Source organism: Paenibacillus sp. p3-SID1389 (assembly GCF_025151705.1).
Taxonomy (GTDB): domain Bacteria; phylum Bacillota; class Bacilli; order Paenibacillales; family Paenibacillaceae; genus Fontibacillus; species Fontibacillus phoenicis.
Genome location: NZ_JALXVO010000003.1, coordinates 109,788 through 132,235, shown reverse-complemented (window position 1 = coordinate 132,235; position 22,448 = coordinate 109,788). Strand labels below are relative to the sequence as shown.

Genomic DNA, 22,448 nt, shown 5'->3' with positions numbered 1-22,448 from the left:
AATCGAATGCCAATATATACGATCATTATAGTCGGGATTGGGTAAAAATCAAGCATTATTTTCCGTTAGCGTTTTTGGTTTTCAACAATCTTCCATTCGTTGTATACTAATACAGAATGAACTAGAGGCCATGCAGGAGGCATAACGTGCAAAAGAATACAAAACACAAGAACAAAACCGTGGTCAGGTCCATGGATCTGCTTCAGTTATTCCTGACCCACCCCAAGCTGAATATCAGTGAAATGGCCAAGTTATCAGGAATCCCTAAAACTTCAGTGCTGCGCATGATCGGATCATTGGAAGAAATGGGATTCTTAAAAAAAGATGCAGAAGGTTCTTATTCGCTAGGTCTACTCTTTCTTCAATACGGCAACCTGGTAGCCGAACGCTTAGATATCCGCCATATCGCCCTTCCGGTCATGCAGCGGTTGCGTGACGAAATTCAGGAGGCCATTCATCTCGTGCTGCGCGACGGGAACGAAAGCATTTATATCGAGAAGCTGGATACGGATCACCCCGTACGGCTATTCACCAAAATCGGACGGAAAGCCCCGCTGTATGCCGGCGCTTCATCCCGCATTATTTTAGCTTTTATGCCTGAGGCAGAACGCGAGGAGTATCTAGAGGCCACGAAACTGCAACCGATTGCCTCCGGCACGATCACCGACAAAGCGCAACTGCGTCAGATCCTGGAGCGTTCCCGTCAGGAAGGCTACAGCTTTAGCCGTTCTGAATTGGAGAACTACACGGCAGAGTTAAGCGCTCCGATCTTTGATCATACCGGGCAAATTATCGCAGCACTCAGCGCTGCAGGTTTGGAGGTCCAGTTTGAGGAAGAACGCATTCCTGAACTGGTCAAGGAAGTACAGCAAGCAGCCAACGAAATTTCTCGCAAATTAGGTTGTACCCAGCCCATACCGGTTGCGCTGAGCCAATAATTCATATTTGAAAAAGAACAAGCCCGTCCCGGCGACTGCCGGAGACGGGCTTTGAAGTAATGAACGTTTATTCATGTTGGAGTAAAGTGGCCTGACCTTCAATGATCACGACCTCCGGTTCAGGAACAAAACCATAATGCCGATCAAAGGCGTCCTGTACATGACGAATTAATTCAATGACATCCGCCGCGGTCGCCCCACCCACATTTTGAATCACATTGCCGTGAACGGGCGAAATCCGGGCATTGCCGCGCTGAACCCCTTTTAAGTTGAGACGGTCCGCTAGTGCACCAATCGGCTCGCCAACGGAATAGTTATTTTTGAACACCGATCCGCAGGAAGGATACGAGAAATGCATCTTCCCTACGCGGTCCTGAATGATTTTTCGCATCGGAGTTAGCTTAGGGTCTTTTTCCCCTGTCCCTTCCTTCGCCTCCAGCCATGTGATGAAGTGCGAAGCAAACTCCGGTAATCGATGAGATGGCAGTTTTCCTTCCTGAAGCGCAGCCAGCTCCGGGATCGACGTCAAAGCGGTAGCCTGAGTGGTTGAACTGAGCTTAAACTCAGCGCCAACGATGAACCAGCGGGTTCGATTGCGTTGGAACACCGATTGTTTGTACCCAAATTCGCACGCCTCGCGGCTGATGGTTTGAATGGTGCCGGGCTGCCTACAATCGATATAATGAACATTGACCAACGTATCGCTGATATGACGGTCAAAATATTTGGCATTCATATAAATCCCACCGCCCACCGTTCCCGGCAGCAAAAAGGTAAAATCAAAATCAGCAATCCCCAGGCCATATCCGATCACGGCCAACATCGACATCGGCACCCCAGCCGAGACGTAAAGCCGATCGCCCTCGAGCTTCACCTCAACCATTTCCCGAGTTGTCAGAAACAATGCATCGGGATCCGGCTGATCGGGAAACAGCAAATTGGATCCTCCGCCAAAAAAGATCGGTGATATGCCGCGGCGATACGCCAATTCCAGCAACTCTTGCAACTGCTCTACTGAATGAGGCGTTCCCACAAACCGGGCCTCTCCCCCGATTTCATAAGTCGAATAACGGGACAACGCCTGCTGCGTTCGCAGTCCAGCCAAATTCCAGCTTGTCATACAAAGCCCCTTCCTACCTGCTTCCTAAACAGTAATGTATATTATGTCGTTGGGCGATTTCAGTGTTAATAAATCGTTTCGTGTTTGACGAAAGACAACCAAAAACGGGCTGAAAGAAGAGTCCTTCTTATCAGCCCGTTGTTCATCGCCTCGTCCGAGGGCTTAATCCGAAAATTCCACATTGTGATAAACCTGCTGCACGTCCTCCAGATCCTCCAGCGCGTCGATCAACTTCTCGAACTGCGCTTCCACTTCCTTGCTCGGCAAAGTGACATAGTTTTGAGGCAGCATCGTCAGTTCCGCTACCGTAAACTCCGTAACCCCGGAGTTCTTGAGCGCTTCTTGAACGGCATGGAATTGATCGGGTTCGGCATATACGATCACCGACTCGTCCTCTTCGATGATATCCCTCACCTCAAGATCGGCTTCCATCAAGATTTCAAACACTTCATCAATCGATTTGCCTTCCATCCCGATGACGGCTGTTTCGTCAAACATATAAGAAACCGATCCGCTTACGCCCATGTTTCCGCCGTTCTTGTTAAATGCGGAGCGTACTTCTGGTGCAGTACGGTTTACGTTATTCGTTAATGTATCTACAATGACCATCGCGCCGTTAGGGCCAAAGCCTTCATAACGCAGCTCTTGATATACTTCATCCGTAGCGCCCTTCGCCTTATCGAGAGCCCGGTCAATGATCGCTTTCGGTACATTGTACGTTTTCGCCCGTTCAAGAACGACCTTCAAAGCGCGGTTCGATTCCGGATCCGGCTCGCCTTTCTTGGCGGCAACATAAATCTCAACGCCGAACTTCGCGTAGATTCGACTAGTGTTCGCGTCTTTCGAAGCCTTTTTCTCTTTAATATTATTCCATTTGCGGCCCATACTCTTCCCACTTTCTTAATAATCTACCCAACTATTATAACCAACAACTTAGTTGGCGGCAATGAATGCTGTACGCTTAAATGGCTGTGGATGAACCCGCAAGATTGCAAAAATGCCCTATGTGATTCACATAGGGCATTGGATGATACTTCTTTATTCCGATGGCACAGCGCTTGAATCCATAAATACGATTTCCCAGAGATGGCTGTCAGGATCCTGGAAGCTCCAGGTATACATAAAACCATGGTCAACCGGATCGCTGTAAGGCTTCCCGCCCGAGGCGAGCGCTTTGTTCACGATTTCGTCCACTTGGTCACGGCTCTCGGCCGACAAGGCGACGATGACCTCCGATTGGCCCGTGGTATCCGGAATTTCTTTCTTCGTAAACGATTTGAAGTACTCCTCCGTCAGCAGCATGGCGAAAATATTCGGTCCAATCACCAAACAAGCCGCCTTCTCATCGGAAAATTGCGGGTTAAACTCAAAGCCAATAGATTGAAAGAAATTCATCGATCTCTGCAAATCTTTTACGGGAAGGTTTACAAAAATATTACTCAAGCTTACGGCCATCGGATCACCTCGATTTCAAATTTAAACCAATTATACCTGAGGCAACCCTAAATTGCTAGATTACGACTAGATTAGATCATCTTGGTCGTCCAAGATTCACAGTTCCACGTCTCCGTGACAACGTCGCGGTAAAATTCCGGTTCGTGGGAGATTAACAGAATACTGCCTTTGTAGGCTTTAAGCGCACGCTTCAACTCATCCTTGGCATCGACGTCCAAATGGTTTGTTGGTTCGTCGAGCACGAGCAAGTTCGTTTCTCGGTTAATTAGCTTGCACAGGCGTACCTTCGCTTTCTCGCCCCCGCTCAAGACGGCGATTTTGCTTTCGATATGCTTCGTCGTCAGGCCGCATTTCGCTAGAGCAGCACGAACCTCAAACTGCGTAAACGACGGGAACTCGTTCCAGATTTCCTCGATGCACGTATTGTAATTGGCATCCTTCATCTCCTGCTCAAAGTAGCCGATTTCCAGAAGGTCACCGAGATGCACTGAGCCGGAGATTGCCGGAATTTGTCCCAGGATGCTGCGAAGCAGCGTGGTTTTCCCGATACCGTTTGCGCCGACGAGGGCGATTTTTTGCCCGCGTTCCATTCTTAGATTCAGCGGCTTCGATAAAGGTGAGTCGTAACCGATAACCAGGTCCTTCGTTTCAAAAATCAACTTGCCAGATGTCCGAGCATCTTTGAAATTAAATTGCGGTTTCGGTTTTTCCTTCGCCAACTCGATAATTTCCATCTTGTCCAGCTTCTTCTGGCGAGACATCGCCATGTTCCGCGTTGCCACGCTCGCCTTGTTGCGTGCCACGAAGTCTTTGAGATCGGCGATCTCCTGTTGCTGGCGTTTGTATGCCGACTCTAACTGCTGTTTTTTTGCCTCATACACCTGCAAGAAGTTATCATAATCACCGACGTAACGGTTCAGCTCTTGATTTTCCATGTGGTAAATCAGGTTGATGACGCTATTCAGGAACGGGATATCGTGCGAAATGAGAATAAACGCGTTCTCATATTCTTGCAAATACCGCTTCAGCCATTCGATATGCTGCTCGTCCAAATAGTTGGTAGGTTCGTCTAGCAGCAGAATGTCTGGTTTCTCCAGTAAGAGCTTGGCCAACAATACCTTCGTCCGCTGACCCCCGCTGAGGTCGTTAACGTCTCTTTCGAGCCCGATATCCGTCAAGCCCAAGCCCCGAGCGGTTTCCTCAATCTTGGCATCGATGAGATAGAAATCCTGATTCGTGAGCGTGTCTTGAATCGTACCTACGTCCTCCAGCAGCTGCTCCAACTCTTCCGGCGACACATCCCCCATTTTGGCGTACATCTCGTTCATTTCCTGTTCCAAATCGAACAGATATTGAAACGCCCCGCGCAGTACGTCGCGGATCGTCATTCCTTTCTCCAGCACGGCATGCTGATCGAGATAGCCAACGCGTGTGCGTCTAGCCCACTCGATTTTGCCTTCGTCCGGCTGCAGCTTGCCCGTAATGATGTTCATGAACGTCGATTTACCTTCACCGTTGGCCCCCACTAAGCCAACATGCTCGCCTTTTAACAAGCGAAAGGATACATCGTTAAAAATAGCCCGGTCCCCAAATCCGTGACTCAGCCGCTCTACATTTAAAATACTCATGGAGATTTAACACCTTTTCTATATGAATTATGGTTAAAAACATTCGGATGGTTATCAAAGGGTACACTCGACCTATTATACTGGTTAAGCAGGGTAAAGCTCAATACGGCGGGGAAATTTAGTAGAAAAAAGCGCCGTCCCGAAAGTCCTTCGGGCGACGCCTGCGAAAATGATTTAAAAACCTAAAATTTCGTCGATCTTGCGCAACTCCTCTTGAGTAAACGACCGATTCGCCAATGCGCCAACCGCATCCTCGATTTGGCTCACTTTGCTGGCGCCGATCAGTGCGGATGTCACTCTACCGTCTCGCAGCACCCAGGCCAAGGCCATTTGCGAGAGCTTCTGCCCTCTTGCGGCGGCCAGTTCGTTCAGCTCCTTGACTTTGGCAATTCGCTCTTCGTTTACATCCTCCGGACGAAGGAACACGCTAGGACCGGCAGCGCGGGAATCCGGGGCGATTCCGTTCAGGTAGCGGTCGGTCAGGATGCCTTTCTCCAGCGGGGAGAACACGATCGAGCCGATGCCTTCTTCCTCCAAGACATCCAGTAACCCTTCTTCGATCCAGCGGTTCATCATCGAATAGTTCGGCTGATGAATCACCGCCGGGGTGCCCAGCTGTTTTAAGATTCGGGACGCTTCGCGCGTCTCTTCCGGACGATAGTTGGACAACCCCACATACAGTGCTTTCCCTTGTCGTACGATGAGATCAAGCGCGGCCATCGTTTCTTCCAGCGGCGTGTCCGGATCGGGACGATGATGATAGAAAATATCCACATACTCCAGCCCCATTCGCTTCAGGCTTTGATCGAGGCTTGAGACCAGATATTTTTTGGATCCCCATTCCCCATACGGCCCCGGCCACATATAATATCCCGCTTTCGTCGAGATGATCAGCTCATCGCGATACGGACGCAGATCTTCACGCAGCACCCGTCCGAACGTTTCCTCGGCCGAGCCTGGCGGCGGTCCATAGTTGTTCGCTAAATCGAAATGGGTGATCCCGAGGTCGAAGGCTCTGCGCAACATGGCGCGCCCATTCTCGAGCACATCGATGCCCCCAAAATTATGCCATAGGCCCAGTGAAATGGCTGGAAGTTTCAACCCACTCCGGCCCGAACGGTGGTATGTCATCGTTTCGTATCGATTATCAGCTGCTTGATACATTAATGCTTGTCCCTCCTTCAGTCTATATATGTCCAATATAATGCACGGGGAGCGACTTACCTATATCAGCATGGATGATCTCTATGGCATAATGTCTGATTTTTGCCATTGCTCGCGGTAGTCGGAAGGCGAGGTGCCTACCGTTTTTTTGAACATTTTGGAGAACAATAAAGCATCCTGATAACCCACAGAACGCGCCACTTCCGCGATGGAATAATGACCGTTGCGCAGCAGGCCGCAGGCTTTCTCCATTCGATACTTCAGCAAGTATTGCTGAGGCGGCATTCCGGTAGCCCGCTTAAATAAAGACGATAAGTATTTCCGATCCAGACCGACGATCGCAGCCAGCTGGCCGACGCTCATTTCCTCACTATAATGACTGTGCAGAAAATCAAGGCAACGATGAATGTACGCATCCTTGGCTTGCGTCCTTGTCGAATCCGCATCCCCTGATGCAGGGACAAGCTCCACCAGCAGGGTCATAAACTCATACAGCAACGTTTGCAGGCGCAAATCGCGCGTCGTATTCGATTCCTCTGCTTCGTTAAGCAACTCATACAGTTGCGGCATCAAATGCGTATCCATGGGAAATACAGGCGATGCCGGGGTCAACCGGGTACGGCTTAAAATCTCCGCCACCTGTTCCCCGTTGAAGCCGATCCAGGAATACGTCCAAGGGTCCACCTCATCCGCTTGATAGAAGATGACCCGTTCAGGATAAGCGAGAAAAGCTTGCCCGCCGGTCAGCTCGAAGGTTTCTCCCTCAACTTTCACAATCCCTCGTCCTGAATGGATAAAGTGAATTTTGTAGATATCACGGACACCCGGGCCAAAGGAATGAAGCGGAGCGCACCGTTCTTTTCCCCAATAACACAAATACAAGTCCGGCGACTCGCGAAACGGCCGATCCGGATTATAATGAAAAATCGCTCCCATGATCCATCCCTCTTTACTCGCTTCAATTTCGGTAATCTAATCTATTTGAATTAGATTATATCATCGAGTTAGGTTGTTTCTAGGACATGGGTTGTTTATAAGACATAGGCTGTTTCTAGTCATACGCTGTTTCTAGCACATACTGTGTTCGATTAGGTATAGTACGGCAATCACCATTAGTAAACATAATATTTATTACGTAAATTATAATATGATCGCACGACCCCACTCGACTCAATTATTCACGCACTTACTCATCATATAACTGCAAAAATACAGTTTTTATAGGGGCAAATCGCCGTTGCCTCAGAAATTCCTGCAAAAGTGCAGGCTTTTTGCGCCAAATTCCCCAATCTGAGCAATATCGCGAAAAATAACTGTACTTTTGCAGGCTTTGCCCGCAAAATCGAGATATTCTCGAAAATACCTGCACTTTTACAGTTTTCCGCTTCGGGGATAAAACATCTATCGCTGGAGGGCGCCCCCCTCCCTTCATAACAACCAAAAAGCCGGTCCGTCCCCATCTTATCAGGGGTACACCACCGGCTTTTTTCCCATACACCAGTTCTTCAAGAATGTAATTGGTTTTCCACTTCCGCCAATGCCGCTTGGTCCTCGGCTAGATCCTCTTTGGCCCGCTCCATCGGCTCGGGATTCATCCGGCCGTCGGCTTGGGCGATGGCGTTTTCCGCTTTTTCGATCGCATTGCGGGCACCCTCCACCGTTTCTTCACGAGGATGCGACTGAGCTTGGGTTACTGCGCGATGCGCTTTTTTTACCGACTGCTGTGCAAGTGAAATCGGATTTTGAGATTGCATGCTGGAAAATGGATTTTCCATGTTCAGTTCCTCCTCAAGCAATGATGAGGTTAGGGTGTGAAACTAAAGCTCAAATCATGCACAATCCATTGGATATCCGCGATGGAACCCCTGAGTTTTCCGGCTCTTTCTTTTTCACTCCCCTCCGGTTCGTGCTACAATAAGTTTTGTTTGGTTTGAAAAACTGTGCATACTGGAGGATTACATTGATGGAAGCTTTCGAGGTACTTCTTGAAAAATACGCCGAATTGGTCATCCGGGTCGGCGTGAATATCCAGCCCGGCCAAAACCTGATGCTGACAGCACCGCTGGAAACGGTGGACTTCACCCGCCTGCTGGTGGCCAAAGCCTACGACGCCGGAGCCAAATACGTCCACGTCGACTGGGAAGACGAGCAAATTACCCGCATCCGCTACGAGCATGCCACGGACGAATCCTTGTCCTACTATCCGCAGTGGCTCGCGGATATGGCGGAACAGTTCGGAGAGGAAGGCGGCGCGATCCTTCGGATTAAGGTACCGGATCCGGAGCTGTTCCGGGGCATCCCTTCAGCCAAGGTGTCTACCGCAGTCAAAGCGGCAGCGAAAGCGCGGGAGAAGCATTCCGCCCAAACACGCAATAACCGGATCACCTGGTCGCTGATCAAAGCACCAACGAAAGCTTGGGCAAACAAAGTGTTTGCCGATTTGCCCGAAGAACAGCGGATCCCGGCCATGTGGGAAGCCGTCTTTCAAATGAACCGCGTTGACCGCGTGGATCCGATAGCCGCCTGGCACGAGCATATCCAGCAGTTGAAAGAACGGCAAGGGCATATGAATGCCAAACGGTACAAAAAGCTGCATTACCGCGCACCGGGCACCGATCTCCAAGTCGAGTTACCCGAAGGCCATCTATGGCTGGGCGGTGGGGATTACAATGCGGCGGGGAACTATTTTGTCGCCAATATGCCGACGGAGGAAATCTATTCGATGCCGCACCGTACCGGGGTGAACGGGACCGTAGCCAGCACAATGCCGCTGAATTTGAACGGCCAACTTGTCGAAGGCTTAACGCTGACGTTCAAGGATGGTAAAGTCGTAAGTTTCGACGCCAAATCCGGACGGGAGCATATGGAGAACCTGCTCCAAACAGACGAGGGAGCCAATTATCTCGGTGAAATCGCCCTGGTGCCGCATGACTCGCCGATCTCAAGACTAAACCGGATCTTTTATAACACCGGGATTGACGAGAACGCATCTTGCCATTTCGCCTTGGGCAGCGCTTATCCGGTAAATATCGAAAACGGCGCCAAGCTAAGCAAAGAAGAGCTGCTCGCTAGAGGAGCCAACGTCAGTCTAACACATGTAGACTTTATGATCGGCTCCGCCGAGCTCAACATTGACGGCGAGCTGGCCGACGGGACGATCGAGCCGGTATTCCGCAACGGGAACTGGGCGTAAGGCGTAGGTCGTAGGGCGTAAACCTTAAACCACACCCTGCTCCAACAAAAAACAGCTCTCCTCCCCGACAAACGGAAAGGAGAGCTATTTCTTATGATTTCATCCCGGTATAGATTTGAATCGCATCCCGCAGGAACTCGGCCGCTCCAGGCTGATCCTTGTCGTAATAAGCTTTAAAGCGCTCATCATCGACGTACATTTGCGCCAGCCCGGCATGGGCTTCCTTGCTGTAATCACTCCAGTAGAACGTCAACCACTGCTTGTGCAAATCTGCGGCCTTCTGCGCAAGTTCACCGGCGGGATCGCCCGTCTTGATGGCTTCGGCTAACGTGGCTTTTACTTCGTTCTCCAGCTGCGTCACCTTTTCGTATTCCTCTTTGGTCATATTCATCAGCTTCCGATTGGATTTCTCCACCGTGTCTACCCCATATTTTTCCCGGATCTCCCGGCCATATTTACGCTCGTTCTCCTCGATCAACTGCTTCTTGAAGCCTTCAAATTTTTCTTGATCTTGCATCGTGATTCTCCCTTCATGCGACGCGATCGTTTTTTCCACATTGGCGATTAATGCGTCGAGTTGCTTGCGTTTGTCAAGGAGTTGATTCCGATGTTCTTTCAGCGCGCGGGTACCGTCGAATCCGGGATCGGTGACGATGGACCGGATATCTTCCAAACTAAGGCCAAGTTCCCGATAGAATAAAATCTGCTGCAGCAGATCGACTTCCCGACGACCGTAAATGCGATATCCCGACGAGTTCGTTCTGGCCGGCTTCAGTAGTCCGATCTCATCGTAATAACGCAGCGTCCGGGTACTGACCCCTGCAAGATTCCCCAGCTTCTGAATGGTGTATTCCACAAGCTCACCTCCTGACAACACTCATGATAAACGTTGACGTAACGTGAAGGTCAAATCTTTTTTCAAGGAAAATTTAGGCCCAGCTCGGACGTGCAGCAACCACCGTTTCCCCAGTAAGCGCCGCCCGTTCAATCATCATTCCGAGATAATGATCCTGTGCAGCTTCCCACAATCCGTAAAACTCCGGCCCGCCTTGAACATACTCACCCATCTTCATCAGGCAGGTCGCAATCGCCAGCTCATCATCATATAATCTAGCCGGCGCAAACGGATTGGTATACAGCCACTGCTCCCCGCAGAGAATACCTTGCAGAAAATATCCCTCCTGGTTCTCCAGCTCGCCCTTATTCACCCGTTTCAGCTCCAGTTGCAGCGGGGTGGTATCTTCCTGCTGAATGAATACCCGCGAATCGAAGATTTCACCGCGTTCGCCGCGGACACAGCAATGATTGGAGCGAATCCAGGAGCGATGCTGATCGCGGGTAAAATCATAGATCCCCAACCGGTCGCCGAAATCAAGCCATGCCAGTTCTCGTAACGAAGGGACGAGCCGATCCTCCGTAGGCGGACCGCTGCGTGTTGGCCCCTGTACCCAACTTGATTCAAACCGCATGGCGCGAATCCGCACTTCCTCAAAAGAAACTCCCAGCAGCCGGCGAATCAGACTGACACCGTGGTATAAATGGGAGATAGAGACGGTTGCTTCGGTAATCCGTCCCAGCCGTCCCGTTTCAATCAACTGGAGTCTCGCTTGCTGAATCGGATGCAGATGATACTGCTCTGCCACCTGGATTTTCGCCCCGCTTTGGCCGAGCCGTGCATACAGCAACTCCAGTCCTGCGAGGTCCGCCGCCGGTGGAGTTTCCGAGAGGACGGGAATCCCCGTTTCGGCCAGTTTTAGCAAGTAAGGCAGCATCTCTGAGCCGCTCACCGACAGCACAACGAAATCCTGCTGCTCTTGCTGGAGCAGAGCTTCCACCGAGCGGTACGTTCGGACGCCCCACTGACGCTCCATCGCGAGTGCCTTCGTTTCGTCGCGGACAACCAGACCCCCGATTTGGAACCGATCCGGCATCGCCTCGGCAATCCGTAAATAATATTGGGCACGAAAGCCCGCTCCGCCGATAATGCTAAATGTGATGGCCATGCCTGATTCCTCCTCCATAATCATCGTCTTAAGCCTGTTGGTGAAACCTAGGGGCTCGACCGATAATCCTCTCCCGTGAATAAAAGATTGAATCTTTAGCCAATGGCAGCGTAACCACTTTCCCCGTTGCGGCTGATTCATAAATCGCCATGATCAGCTCGATCGTGTTTCGCCCCTCATTCCCGTCGATCAGCACCTGCCGAGAGCCCGTTTCAATGGCGGTAAGCACATCGTCAATTTGCCCGGCATGTCCGGTGTATTGAAGCGGCACGACCTCCTCCGCTGCTCGTTGGATCTCCACTTCCAGATCCGGATTCCGCTTCGGAAATCCGCCTTCACCTTCTTCCGAGGCATACAGTTGCCAAGGAATTCCCACCTTCGCGCGCTCCCCCTGAAAAACAAGCCGTTGTTCTTCACCATGATGAACAACGGAACTGGTCACTTGCGCAAGACCTCCGTCGGGATACTCCAAGACCGCGATAGACAAATCCTCGACCTGGGAATTCCTGTGCGACGTATTGGCGGTAACTGCGTGGACTCTAGAAGGCATCCCCCGAAGCCATAGCAGCAGGTCCAGATGATGCACCGCGTGGTTCATCACACAACCACCACCTTCATTTTCCCACGTCCCCCGCCATTCCACATCGTAATAGCTGCTGCCGCGCCACCAATAGGAATTCACCTCGGTATGGACAATGCGGCCAGCCAAGCCGGCATCAATCACCCGCTTCACCCGGCGAATCGGATCATAGAAGCGGTTCTGCCCCACAACGGACAACAGCGCTTGACCTTGGGCAGCTGCCTCCAGCATCCGATCACATTCGGACAATGATGGAGCCATCGGCTTTTCCACCAGTACATGCTTGCCCGCAAGCAGAAAATCCGAAGCAATGTCGGCGTGAGTTGACGGCGGTGTACAGATCGATACTAAATCCACCGATTCTAAGCTCAACACTTCCTTGTAATCCGAGTAGATCGTGCAGTCCAATCCAAAACGCTCTTTGAGCTTGGCCGCCTTCCCTCCGCTTCGATCGACCAGCGCCATAATCCGGCAACGGTCACGAAAGCGGGCAAACGCCTCCAGATGGGTACTTGCAATCGAGCCAGTGCCAATAATGGCGATGTTTATCATGATATCTCTCTCCCCAGTTTCTTTATTTGATCAAATCGGTTGGGCTCATACCGGTGATTTTTTTGAACAGTGTACTGAAATAAGGCACATTCTTGTAGCCGACCTGTTCGGCGACCTCATAAACAAGCCGATTGCGCTCAAGCAACAACTCGCGGGCTTTTTCGATCCGAACACGCGTTAAGTAGTTGTTGAACGTTTCGCCGGTCATGTTTTTGAATATGATCGACAAGTGGTTGCGGGAAATGTAAAGCTTCTCCGACAACTCCGCCAGCGTAATGTCCTCAGCATAATGCTCGTGAATATAACCGGTCATGTAATCCACCACCTGCCGGTGCTTGCTGTTCCCCCGCCATTGGCGGCTGCTGCAGATCAGCGTAATTTTATCCGACAACCATTCGGTCAGCTGCTCTGGCCCCGTTAAGCCTACCAACTCTTTGGTGATCTGCCCTTCGGGGACCAGATCATTCAGCAGCACCCCAGTTTCATAGAGGCAATACGTAAATACCCCCCATAGCTCACAAGCTAAAATTTGCACCGTTTCCGGAGTCATCGCTTTCTGCAGCTCCAGCCGGTTCATGTAATCAGCCACCAGCTTCTTAGCTTCCGCTTCCTGGGACGCCTTCAACGCCGAAGCCAATTCCACGTAAAATTTCACCGAAAATAAATTCGCCGCTGCCGTGTTTCCGTCTTCTTCGTCCTGATAATGATATAACGCGTATGTGGAATCTCGCCGTCCCAACCTCATGTCGATCGCGCGGAACGCTTCTTCCGTAGAATCCGGAATGTGCTGCCACTGCGCTTTCACGCCTCCAATCCCGACGCGGACAACCAGTTTCAGATAGCTTTTGATCGCATCGATCAGCTTCACACCCAGTTCATATAGCTTCTGCTCCAGCAATTCCTTGGGCTCCTCTGGACGCGGGTGGACGATTAAAACAGCCCTCGTGCTGTGCAACTCGGTATATTCCACAGTACCGAACCTTTTGCGGGCCACCTCGCAAACAATATTGCTGATCGCAAAACGGAACAGATTCCAATCCGTCAAGGAAAATTGGCCAACGCGCGCATCCCGGACAAGATCGATCCCGATCGTCACGTGGCGAAAATCCGTCCAATGCCGATAAGGCTCCGGCAATCGCCCAGCCTCGCGGTAAGAGCTGTCCAGCGTTCCGACAACCGCCGAGCGAACCCATTCCTTCTCAATAAACGGCTCATACAGGCTCAACTTTCGCTCCAGCTCGCCCTGTTTACGACGGTTTTCTTCCTCCTCGGCCAACTCATCGATCACCTTGCCCAGAATTGACTTCAGCGTGGGCATACTGATCGGCTTGGAGACGTAATCGCTGACATTAAAGCGCAGCGCTTGCCGCGCATGCTCGAAATCGGAGTAGCCGCTAAAAATAATGACTTTCCCGTCATACCCTTCCTTCCGCAGCTGCTCAATCATATCAATGCCATTCATCGCAGGCATATAAATATCCGTGATGACGATATCCGGATTGGTTTGCCGGACCACCTCCAGCCCGTCCTTCCCGTTCTGGGCTTCCCCAACCCAGGTCGCCCCAAGCTGTTCCCACGGAATCGCCCGTTTCATCCCCTGCAGCACTTGGCGTTCATCATCAATGATGGCGATTTTCCACACCCTCAACTACCTCCTTGACAGTTCTCTCCAAGATGTTTTAGATGTTTCGGCACGGACCTACGGTTTATGCAGCCGGTCCTGGTTCAAGCGGTTCGATCAGTTGAGGCACCGGGGGCTCCAACAGCTTCGGCAACGTAATCACCACACGGGTTCCCCCTTCCTCCCGTTGAGATAACTCTACGCCGTAAGCGCCTTCAAAGTAACCCGCGATACGCTCCTTCACATTGCGGATGCCGTAACCTCCCGTTCTCCGCTTCCGCTCACGAGGCACGGCCTGCTGCAGTCCAGCGCCGTCGTCCATCGATCGTAATCACAAGCCGGTTCGACTGTTCCTCCAGCGTGATCCACAACTTCCCGCAAGTACGTCCGTTAAATCCGTGGACGATGGCATTCTCAACGAACGGTTGCAGTGTCAGCTTGGGAATAAACAACTCCTGAACGGAGAACGGAGCATCGATCGTGTAGTCCAGTTCACCGCCGCCTCCGGCTTGCCAACGAAGTTGCTGAATTTCCAAGTAACAATGGATATGCTCCAGCTCCTCGCCAATGGTAATAAAGCTGTTGCCGTTGGATAAGCCAATCCGAAACATCCTGCCCATCAGCTCGAGAATCCGGCTAAGCTCGTCCTGTCCAGCTTCGATGGCCATCCAGTTTAATTGATCCAGCATGTTGTACAAAAAATGCGGGTTGATATTGGCCTGCAGCGCTTCGATTTCCGCTTTACGTTGCTGCTCGTATCTTAGTCGCAGTGATCGGTACAACTCTTCAATCTGCTCCATCTGCTTGCGATATCCATCAAACAGATACCCAAACTCGTTCTCGTAATCGTTGGGCAGATCAACGGGATGCTCGCCGCTGCCTGCTTCTTCCCGGCCGCCTACGAAATATTGCCGCATGGCGGTCACCAGCTGTTTGATCGGTTTGGTAAATTGGCGGCTTAAGTAAAGCGTAAGCAACAAGACAAGCAAAATGGCGATCACGCCAATCACGCCGATGACCAGTGCCAGACGGAAACTGCCGCTCGTAATTTCACTCCAAGGCGTGACTTCCACGAGCATCCAATGGGAATCCTGCATCTTGGAATATACCAGCAGGGAATCCCCCAGCTCCTTGTTCCCCCGGATATGAACGTATCCCGATTGATCCGTTTTTACATTGATCCATTGGGATAACTCGGTATGCTCAGGCACCAGGCCGGTTTTTAGTGTCAGCTGGCCCAACGTGTCAATCATTATCCGATTCGCCGGCGCAGAATGTCCAGCTAAGAGTTGTTCAATCTCTTTGGCTTTGACGTGGACGACGAGCACGCCGAGGTATTTGTTCTCCTCGACGATTTTGCGGGCGAAGCTGAGCACCCGCACGTTCCCTTGGAAACTTGGGACTTTATGCTCGCTAACCCAGGCAAAATCATTCTTGTCGAGCGCCTCCACCCAATCTTGCTTAGCCAGATCGCCTAGACTACGGAATTGGATATAGCTGTTGGCGTCCCCACGTAACGGACGCTCCATATATAAGTCGATTCCTTGGATGATCGGAATCGAATAGGTCAAATTCGCTAAAGCGCGCTCCACACTCACAGAGCGGCGATGCCGATCGTATTCATCCTGCCGATCGCGCAGGAACGTAATCAGTTCATTATCGCGTGACGTCGACAACGAAATTTGCTCAATCGTCACCAACCGAGTGGTAATTTCGTTATTTAGCTCATCCAGCAACAACTGCTGGTAATGGGAACTGGTCTTGGCCAGTTCATTCGATGAAATAAGATAGCTGGCCCAGGCAATACAAGCCAAGACGGCCACCATAAAGATAGAAAAACTGCGAAAAAACAAACTGTCAATTCTGAATTTCTTAAACGGATTCGTCATGCGCAAGGCTGCACTCCCTTCAGGTAAGGAAAAAACGGTAAAGCTGCGAAGGTCGTTCACGCTTTACCGTTATATAATTGGCTATCCGCCACCCTTATCCCTTTATTCCGGTTGTGGCAATCCCTTCAACGAAGTATTTTTGCAAGAACATAAAGATCAAGGTAGCCGGAATGATGGAGACGAGCGACATCGCCAGCAGTTGTCCCCATTCTTGAGCCGACTGGGAATCGTTAATCATCCGCAGCGCCAGGCTAACCGTATATTTGTCTACCGAATTGAGATACAACAGATGTCCAAGGAAGTCGTCCCAGTTCCACAAGAAGCAGAAGATGGTGACGGTCACGATCGCCGGAACCATCAGCGGCATGACAATCCGAAAGTAGATCCCGAACCACGAGCAGCCGTCGATTTTGGCCGATTCGTCCAACTCCTTCGGAATGCCGCGCACGAACTGGATCAGCAGGAAGACGAAGAACGTCCCGCCCGCACCGCCCGCAAGCATATGCGGCACGATAAACGGCAAATACGTATTCACCCATCCGAGCTGGTGGAACAAAGCGTATTGAGGAATAATCAGCACTTGCCCCGGCATCATTAACGTAAGCATAAACAAGGAGAACCAGAGGTTTTTCAAAGGGAAATTCAATCTTCCGAACCCAAACGCTACGAGCGTGCTGGATACCAGCGTCGCAGCAATAACCGCGGCCTCTAAGGCGAAAGTGTTCAGATAGAAATCGGTGAATGTGTGACCCGGCACCGCATTCCAGCCCTTCACAAAGTTGCTCCATTGAGGAACCGAAGGGAAAATATTTGGCGAAGCCAGCTCGCCGTTCGTCTTCAGCGACGCGCCGATCCACCACAGCACGGGGTAGATCATGACCAAGCTAAACAGAATCATAAAGAAGTGCCGAACCAGCGGCTTCCATTTAAAGGTCATTTGCCATTTCTCCCTTCCGGTTCCGTCTCGTAGAACACCCAATATTTCGAAGTTCCGGCAATGATTAACGTAGCAATCACGATCATCACCAACATGATCCAGGCGAGTGCCGACGAATAACCCAGCTGATACCGGCTAAACGCCCGCTCGTACAAATATAGCGCATACACAAACGTCGAGTTCATTGGGCCGCCGTTTGTGATGACAAACGCTGACGTAAACATTTGGAACGCGTTGATCACGCCCATCACCAGGTTGAAGTACAATACCGGCGAGAGCATCGGCAGCGTGATGTTGAAGAACTGACGGAACCTACCGGCGCCGTCCACGGCGGATGCCTCATACAGTTCAGCCGGGATTTGCTTAAGTCCGGCCAGGAAGATTACCATCGATGAACCGAACTGCCAGACCGTCAGCAACACCAGCGTACTTAACGCCGTATCTGGGCTGGTGATCCAACCTTTCCCCTCAAAGCCAAACGCTCCGATAATTTTGTTAAAGATCCCGTCTACACCAAAAATATTCCGCCAAAGCAGCGATACCGCGATACTGCCGCCGATCAACGACGGGAAGTAAATCGCCGTACGGTACAATCCGATCCCCCGCACCGCCCGGTTCAACACCATGGCGACAAGCAACGCTGCGATCAGCTTGAGAGGGACCGAGGCTAAGACGTACAGGAACGTAACCTTAACCGAGGTGACAAATTTGGAGTCTGCCGTAAAGATCAGCTCGTAGTTTTTGGTCCCTACCCAATGAATCGGTTCCAACAACGTGTAGTCCGTAAACGAGTAGTACAACGATAAAATCAGCGGGTATGCGGTCAGCCCGAGAAACCCGAGCAGCCACGGTGAAATAAATAAATAGCCGGCCACCGGAGCATTCCATCGTTTGTGGAAGGTCCGGCGTTTGTTGCTGACTGGCGCGTCTTCTAAGCTCAAGGCCGCGGAACTTTTCATGCTTGATTCACCTCTGCAGTTTCAGAATGCCTTATAGTTCAAGTATAGGGCGGGCCCACGGCCGGTTGTAGAAGAGGAATCCTCGAAATCTTTTAAAATATCACGAAAAAAATAATCTTAATAAATCCGACGTCCTTGCTGATCGTTAATGCCGCTTTTGCGATAGAAGTACGTATTGATTTGGTCACGCCACTCCTTGGCATGCTCCGCTTGCTCCGCCAATCGCTCGGCAACCTGCTGATGCAGCGAATCTTCCATCAAGCCGGATAGACCAGCCCACAATTCCACCAACTCCTCGGCTCGCTCAACCCCTTCAAAATGAGTATCGTAAATATGCTGAATGACCGTCTTGCCGGATTGGAGCACATGGGTGTACGGCACGTGATGGAAGAAGAGCAACAGCTCGTCGGGACACGTCTCCAGCTTTTCGTATAAACTTTGATTCGGCTCTGCATATTGTGAGGTATATCCCGTTCCCGTAGCTTTCGTGCGGTCCACACCGATCCCGTGGCAATCCGCAAAATGATACGTCCCCCACATCGAGTATTCATAACCATCGACATTCGGGCCATAATGATGGTTTGGATTCACCATAAAGCCGATGCCCAGCGGAGCGGTGTAGCTTTCATAAATGCTCCAGGAATCCATCAAAATACGAAGGATCACTTGGTTGACCCGCTCGTCGCTTCCAAATACGAGCTTAATCCATTCCTCCGCAATCGCTTCAGCGCTAAGGTCCGGATTCCAGGCCAGCCGCCCATAGCCATAAAAGTTCGCCTGTGCCAGCAAATGACCGGTCCAGTTAGCATCGTTCCCGATATTGGAAACCGCGGCAAACCCGCTGTAACGGGAACTATGCAGCGTACCGTCCACAATCCGTTTGATGGTCGAGCCCTCGCCCTTCAGATGGGTATCGAAGTCCAGCACTTCCTTCCACTGAGGTACGAGGTAGCAGACATGACGTTGCTGCCCGGTATATTCTTGGGTGATTTGGAACTCGATCATTTGATTTGTCGCAGGCATCGCACCTAGCAGCGGCGATACGGGCTCGCGCACTTGAAAGTCGATTGGGCCGTTTTTGACCTGCAAAATCACGTTCTCTTTAAACCGTCCATCGAGCGGAACGAAATGATCATAGGCAGCCCGTGCCCGATCTGTTTTGCGATCCCGCCAGTCCTGCTTACAGTTGTAAACGAAGCAGCGCCAGATCACTAGTCCGCCGTAAGGTTCCAATGCCTCGGCCAGCATATTGGCACCGTCTGCATGATCCCGTCCATACGTAAATGGTCCCGGTCGGTTCTCCGAATCTGCCTTTACCAAGAAGCCGCCAAAGTCCGGGATCGCCTGGTAAATCTCATCTGCGCGCTCCCGCCACCATGCTGCAACCTCTGGAACCAGCGGATCGGCAGTAGATAATCCGCCGATTTCAAGCGGCGCTGCGTAATTAATGCTGAGGAACAGCTTAATGCCATAGCTGCGGAAGATTTCAGCCACCTTGGCGACATCCGGCAGAAATTCCTTCGTAATCAGCCCGGTCTCGACCCGATGCACATTGACATTGTTAATGGAAATCGCGTTGATCCCTGTTGATGCCAGCAGCCGCGCATAGTCGGTAATGCGTTCCAGGTTCTGTGTGAACCGATGATTTTCGTAAAAAATCGAAGCTCCTGCGTAACCGCGCTCAATACTGCCGTCCATGTTGTCCCATTGATTCACCATCCGCAGTACGTTCACCGGTCGCTCCGAAATATTCAGTCCTTGCAGCGACTGTCCAGTCCCCAAGCGGCGCAGCAAGTCAAACACCCCGTACAATAAACCGGAGGCATTCTCCGCACCGATGGCGAACCGAGCGGAATCCGGTTTATACCGCAGAGCATAGCCTTCCGCCCCCAATTGCAAGGAAGCCTTCCCTTCCGAAAACACCTCATCTAGGATAGGACTATGCCCCAACAGCCCCAGCACAAAACAAGGACGGTCCCCTGCACTTTCCATAATAGAAATCTCACGCCCCAGCATTTGGGATAAACCTCTCGACAGCTCCTGAGCAGCAGTGTGCGCTGCCGGTTCATCCGTGCCATCGATAACGATGCCGTCAAATTGATCTAACTCCGTCCGTCTCTCTCCCGGTTCAATCCTCCGGTATCGAAGCCAGGCATCATACCCAACTTCCGTCATTGTGGTTGATTTGTTCATGGAATCTCCCCCTGTCATCTCCATTGAAATAACGTTTCATTTTCGATCACATGCACCGGAAGGGTCGGGAAAGCCATGCGGAGCTTGCCGGCTAACCGCCTCATTCCAGGTGCTTCGCTGGGACCGTGGCCAAGGAAAATCATCGCCTTCTCCCGGCCTTGATAAACGGCGTCCCGTACATACTCGGGCGCTTCCCATTCCGGGCCTTCGCCGGCGATGATCAAGTCGACCTCTCCCAGCAGCGGGATTGCCAGCTCGCCGCCGCCCCGGTAGCCAACCAGCACTCCGACCTTCCGACATCCCATATCCGGATTGCCCGTGAATCGGATAAACGGAAGATTCAGCTTCCGTTTCAACAAGCTGACCAAATCCTTAAGGGTCGCTGCTGGCAGATCTAACACTGCGGAAGCCGGGCGATATTCCCCTACTGCATCCTGCCAACCGAGCTCCTCGATCAACCCGGCCGTAATGCCGTCCGGCGTCTCTCGGTGAATGCCGTCATGATACCGATAAATCGCAAGGTCCAGCTCCTTCAGTCGCTGCAGCTTATGCCGGGCAACGGGATCCTCTTCCAGCAACTTGTTCCCGTCCGGTCGATGGCTGTAAAATACCCCTTCATGCGAAATCAACAGGTTCGCTCCCAGCGAAGCCGCCTGCTCGATGGCTGATTGCGTTGCCATAAACGTGACGGCGATTCCGCGCACTTGTGTCTCCGGCTTGCCGCAGACTAAACCGTCCACGGTAGGCTGGGCCGCTGTTAGCCGGTCCAGAACATCTTGGATGCGCAGCATCTATACTTCCCCCTTCCCTGGTAAAACTCAACCCGGAACGAGAATCCTGTTCCGGGCTGAAGTCGAATGTAAGTCTTATTCGTAAGCCATAGCTGCTTCTTTCAACTGCTTGTAGGCTTCTTCTGGAGTGATCTTGCCAAAGCTCAGCTGATCATGTACCAGAGGGAAGTCCTTATCGATATAGTTCGTCCAGCCCCCTGCACCGGCCGTCCAAGTTTGGCCGTCTTTCTCAGTAGCGCGGAGCAGCTCCATGCCTACCTTATCCACATCGCTCATGCTGGATTCCAGCGCTGCCGCGTTATCCTTGTTGACCGGCAAGCCCCGCGAGGTTTTCAGGATTTTCGAAGCTTCCGGATCATTGACGAACCAGTTGATAAACTCTACTGCCTCTGCCTTATGCTCGGAGTTGTCGGACACGGCCAGGTACATCGACGGCTTCAGCCAACCGCCGGCTTCCTCGGCTCTCGGCATCGTAACGAGCGCGTAAGCGCCTGGCTTGATGCTGTCCCATGCACCGTAGTTGTTGGAGAAGCTGTAACGGAACAAAATTTTTCCGGCAACCATCAGGTCCATTTGCGGATCGAACTCTTTGTCAGAGGAGTTGACGTCCGCTGGCGGTACTAACCCTTCGTTGCGCAGCTCTTCAAAATGCTTGGTCCATTCCAGGAAGGAAGCTTCATCGATGTTAAACTTCCCATCCTCCGTAATGACCGTGCCTTTGCCTTTACTATACTGATAAGCCGAGTACATGAAGTAGTTGGCTGCATAATCTTTTGTAAAATACTGACCGCTTGGCAGCTTGCCTTTCAGCTCCTTCGCCAGTGCGAAGAAATCATCCCAAGTCCAGCCGTTTTCCGGATTTTTGACGCCCAGCTTGTCCAGCGCGGCTTTATCATAAATCATCCCGAATGCCACCGAACCAAGAGGAACAGCGTATTGCGTTCCATCCAGTTGTCCGCCGGCTAACAGCTTCGGATCGATCTTCGATACGTCAACCCCATCCAGAGGAGCCAATTGCTTGCGGCTCGCCCAGTCCGGTGTCCAGCCTGGATCGAGTTGGATGATGTCCGGCGCATTTTTCGCCGCTGCCTGGGTTGACAGCTTGTCCAAGTAACCGTCCATCCCGGAGTATTCCGGTTCAAAGGTGACGTTCGGATGGTTTTTCGTGTACAAATCAAGGGCTGCCAAGGTGGCTTCATGCCGTTCCTGCGCCCCCCACCACATAATCCGCAGTTTCACCGGCTCACTGCCCGTGCTAGTTGCGGCATTGCCTTCCCCAGCCGCTCCTGCCGGTTTAGCTGCATTACCGTTCGTACCGCCGCCGCAGGCAGCCAGCGCCCCAACCATGGTAACCGCTACCAGCGTCGTCAGTAAACGCTTCCATTTAAACATTGATAACCCTCCCATTTAAATCGTAAATATCTG

20 protein-coding genes are annotated in these 22,448 nt (G+C 51.6%); 2 read left to right on the top strand and 18 right to left on the bottom strand.

From position 1 onward, the window contains the following. Positions 1-146: 146 nt before the first annotated feature. Positions 147-938: an IclR family transcriptional regulator gene (locus tag M3G15_RS02490; RefSeq protein WP_260069975.1), complete on the top strand. Its 792-nt coding sequence runs from the start codon at positions 147-149 to the stop codon at positions 936-938. Positions 939-1,005: 67 nt separating this feature from the next. Here the strand turns inward: M3G15_RS02490 and M3G15_RS02485 are convergent, their stop codons facing one another. The 7 genes from M3G15_RS02485 to M3G15_RS02455 all read right to left on the bottom strand — a co-directional run bounded on the left by M3G15_RS02485 (position 1,006) and on the right by M3G15_RS02455 (position 8,080). Beyond that, the gene (locus M3G15_RS02485) at positions 1,006-2,058 is read right to left on the bottom strand and encodes a UDP-N-acetylmuramate dehydrogenase (protein ID WP_009223250.1); all 1,053 of its coding nucleotides are present in this window, start codon (positions 2,056-2,058) and stop codon (positions 1,006-1,008) included. Positions 2,059-2,220: 162 nt separating this feature from the next. Continuing rightward, positions 2,221-2,943: a YebC/PmpR family DNA-binding transcriptional regulator gene (locus tag M3G15_RS02480; RefSeq protein ID WP_009223249.1), complete on the bottom strand. Its 723-nt coding sequence runs from the start codon at positions 2,941-2,943 to the stop codon at positions 2,221-2,223. Positions 2,944-3,096: 153 nt separating this feature from the next. Continuing rightward, a complete protein-coding gene (locus M3G15_RS02475) occupies positions 3,097-3,513 on the bottom strand; it encodes a VOC family protein (protein WP_260069974.1) in 417 nt (138 codons plus the stop codon). Between the two features lie 71 nt (positions 3,514-3,584). Further along, the gene (locus M3G15_RS02470) at positions 3,585-5,141 is read right to left on the bottom strand and encodes an ABC-F family ATP-binding cassette domain-containing protein (RefSeq protein WP_009223247.1); all 1,557 of its coding nucleotides are present in this window, start codon (positions 5,139-5,141) and stop codon (positions 3,585-3,587) included. Positions 5,142-5,315: 174 nt separating this feature from the next. Beyond that, a complete protein-coding gene (mgrA, locus tag M3G15_RS02465; RefSeq protein WP_260069973.1) occupies positions 5,316-6,305 on the bottom strand; it encodes an L-glyceraldehyde 3-phosphate reductase in 990 nt (329 codons plus the stop codon). 81 nt (positions 6,306-6,386) lie between these two features. After that, complete coding sequence (locus M3G15_RS02460; RefSeq protein WP_260069972.1) at positions 6,387-7,241, bottom strand: AraC family transcriptional regulator; 855 nt, start codon at positions 7,239-7,241, stop codon at positions 6,387-6,389. A 569-nt stretch (positions 7,242-7,810) separates the two neighbouring features. Next, positions 7,811-8,080 carry a hypothetical protein gene (locus M3G15_RS02455; protein WP_260069971.1) on the bottom strand — a complete coding sequence of 90 codons (270 nt, stop codon included), beginning with the start codon at positions 8,078-8,080 and terminating at the stop codon, positions 7,811-7,813. A 188-nt stretch (positions 8,081-8,268) separates the two neighbouring features. Between M3G15_RS02455 and M3G15_RS02450 the strand changes: the two genes are divergently transcribed. Continuing rightward, complete coding sequence (locus M3G15_RS02450) at positions 8,269-9,498, top strand: aminopeptidase (RefSeq protein WP_260069970.1); 1,230 nt, start codon at positions 8,269-8,271, stop codon at positions 9,496-9,498. Between the two features lie 91 nt (positions 9,499-9,589). On the opposite strand, the gene M3G15_RS02445 is transcribed toward M3G15_RS02450, so the two are convergent. The 11 genes from M3G15_RS02445 to M3G15_RS02395 all read right to left on the bottom strand — a co-directional run bounded on the left by M3G15_RS02445 (position 9,590) and on the right by M3G15_RS02395 (position 22,415). After that, positions 9,590-10,354 carry a MerR family transcriptional regulator gene (locus M3G15_RS02445; RefSeq protein WP_009223242.1) on the bottom strand — a complete coding sequence of 255 codons (765 nt, stop codon included), beginning with the start codon at positions 10,352-10,354 and terminating at the stop codon, positions 9,590-9,592. A 73-nt stretch (positions 10,355-10,427) separates the two neighbouring features. After that, complete coding sequence (locus M3G15_RS02440) at positions 10,428-11,501, bottom strand: Gfo/Idh/MocA family protein (protein WP_260069969.1); 1,074 nt, start codon at positions 11,499-11,501, stop codon at positions 10,428-10,430. Positions 11,502-11,529: 28 nt separating this feature from the next. Continuing rightward, positions 11,530-12,633 (bottom strand): Gfo/Idh/MocA family protein, encoded by a 1,104-nt coding sequence (locus M3G15_RS02435; RefSeq protein WP_028538867.1) that lies wholly within the window; start codon positions 12,631-12,633, stop codon positions 11,530-11,532. A gap of 22 nt (positions 12,634-12,655) precedes the next feature. Beyond that, positions 12,656-14,275 (bottom strand): response regulator transcription factor, encoded by a 1,620-nt coding sequence (locus M3G15_RS02430; protein WP_085279665.1) that lies wholly within the window; start codon positions 14,273-14,275, stop codon positions 12,656-12,658. A 64-nt stretch (positions 14,276-14,339) separates the two neighbouring features. After that, positions 14,340-14,576 carry a sensor histidine kinase gene (locus M3G15_RS02425; protein ID WP_260069968.1) on the bottom strand — a complete coding sequence of 79 codons (237 nt, stop codon included), beginning with the start codon at positions 14,574-14,576 and terminating at the stop codon, positions 14,340-14,342. After that, positions 14,536-16,143 (bottom strand): cache domain-containing sensor histidine kinase, encoded by a 1,608-nt coding sequence (locus tag M3G15_RS02420; RefSeq protein WP_260069994.1) that lies wholly within the window; start codon positions 16,141-16,143, stop codon positions 14,536-14,538. The genes M3G15_RS02425 and M3G15_RS02420 overlap by 41 nt, the downstream gene beginning before the upstream one ends. Before the next feature lie 94 nt (positions 16,144-16,237). Further along, positions 16,238-17,080, bottom strand: coding sequence for a carbohydrate ABC transporter permease (locus M3G15_RS02415; protein ID WP_028538864.1), 843 nt, complete (start codon positions 17,078-17,080; stop codon positions 16,238-16,240). Further along, positions 17,077-18,039, bottom strand: a complete 963-nt coding sequence (locus M3G15_RS02410; RefSeq protein ID WP_028538863.1) for a carbohydrate ABC transporter permease — start codon at positions 18,037-18,039, stop codon at positions 17,077-17,079. Before M3G15_RS02410 ends, M3G15_RS02415 begins: the two co-directional genes overlap by 4 nt. A gap of 117 nt (positions 18,040-18,156) precedes the next feature. After that, complete coding sequence (locus M3G15_RS02405) at positions 18,157-20,232, bottom strand: alpha-glucuronidase family glycosyl hydrolase (protein WP_260069967.1); 2,076 nt, start codon at positions 20,230-20,232, stop codon at positions 18,157-18,159. A gap of 14 nt (positions 20,233-20,246) precedes the next feature. Beyond that, positions 20,247-21,023 carry a Nif3-like dinuclear metal center hexameric protein gene (locus tag M3G15_RS02400; protein ID WP_260069966.1) on the bottom strand — a complete coding sequence of 259 codons (777 nt, stop codon included), beginning with the start codon at positions 21,021-21,023 and terminating at the stop codon, positions 20,247-20,249. 75 nt (positions 21,024-21,098) lie between these two features. Beyond that, positions 21,099-22,415 (bottom strand): ABC transporter substrate-binding protein, encoded by a 1,317-nt coding sequence (locus M3G15_RS02395; protein WP_260069965.1) that lies wholly within the window; start codon positions 22,413-22,415, stop codon positions 21,099-21,101. Positions 22,416-22,448 lie beyond the last annotated feature (33 nt).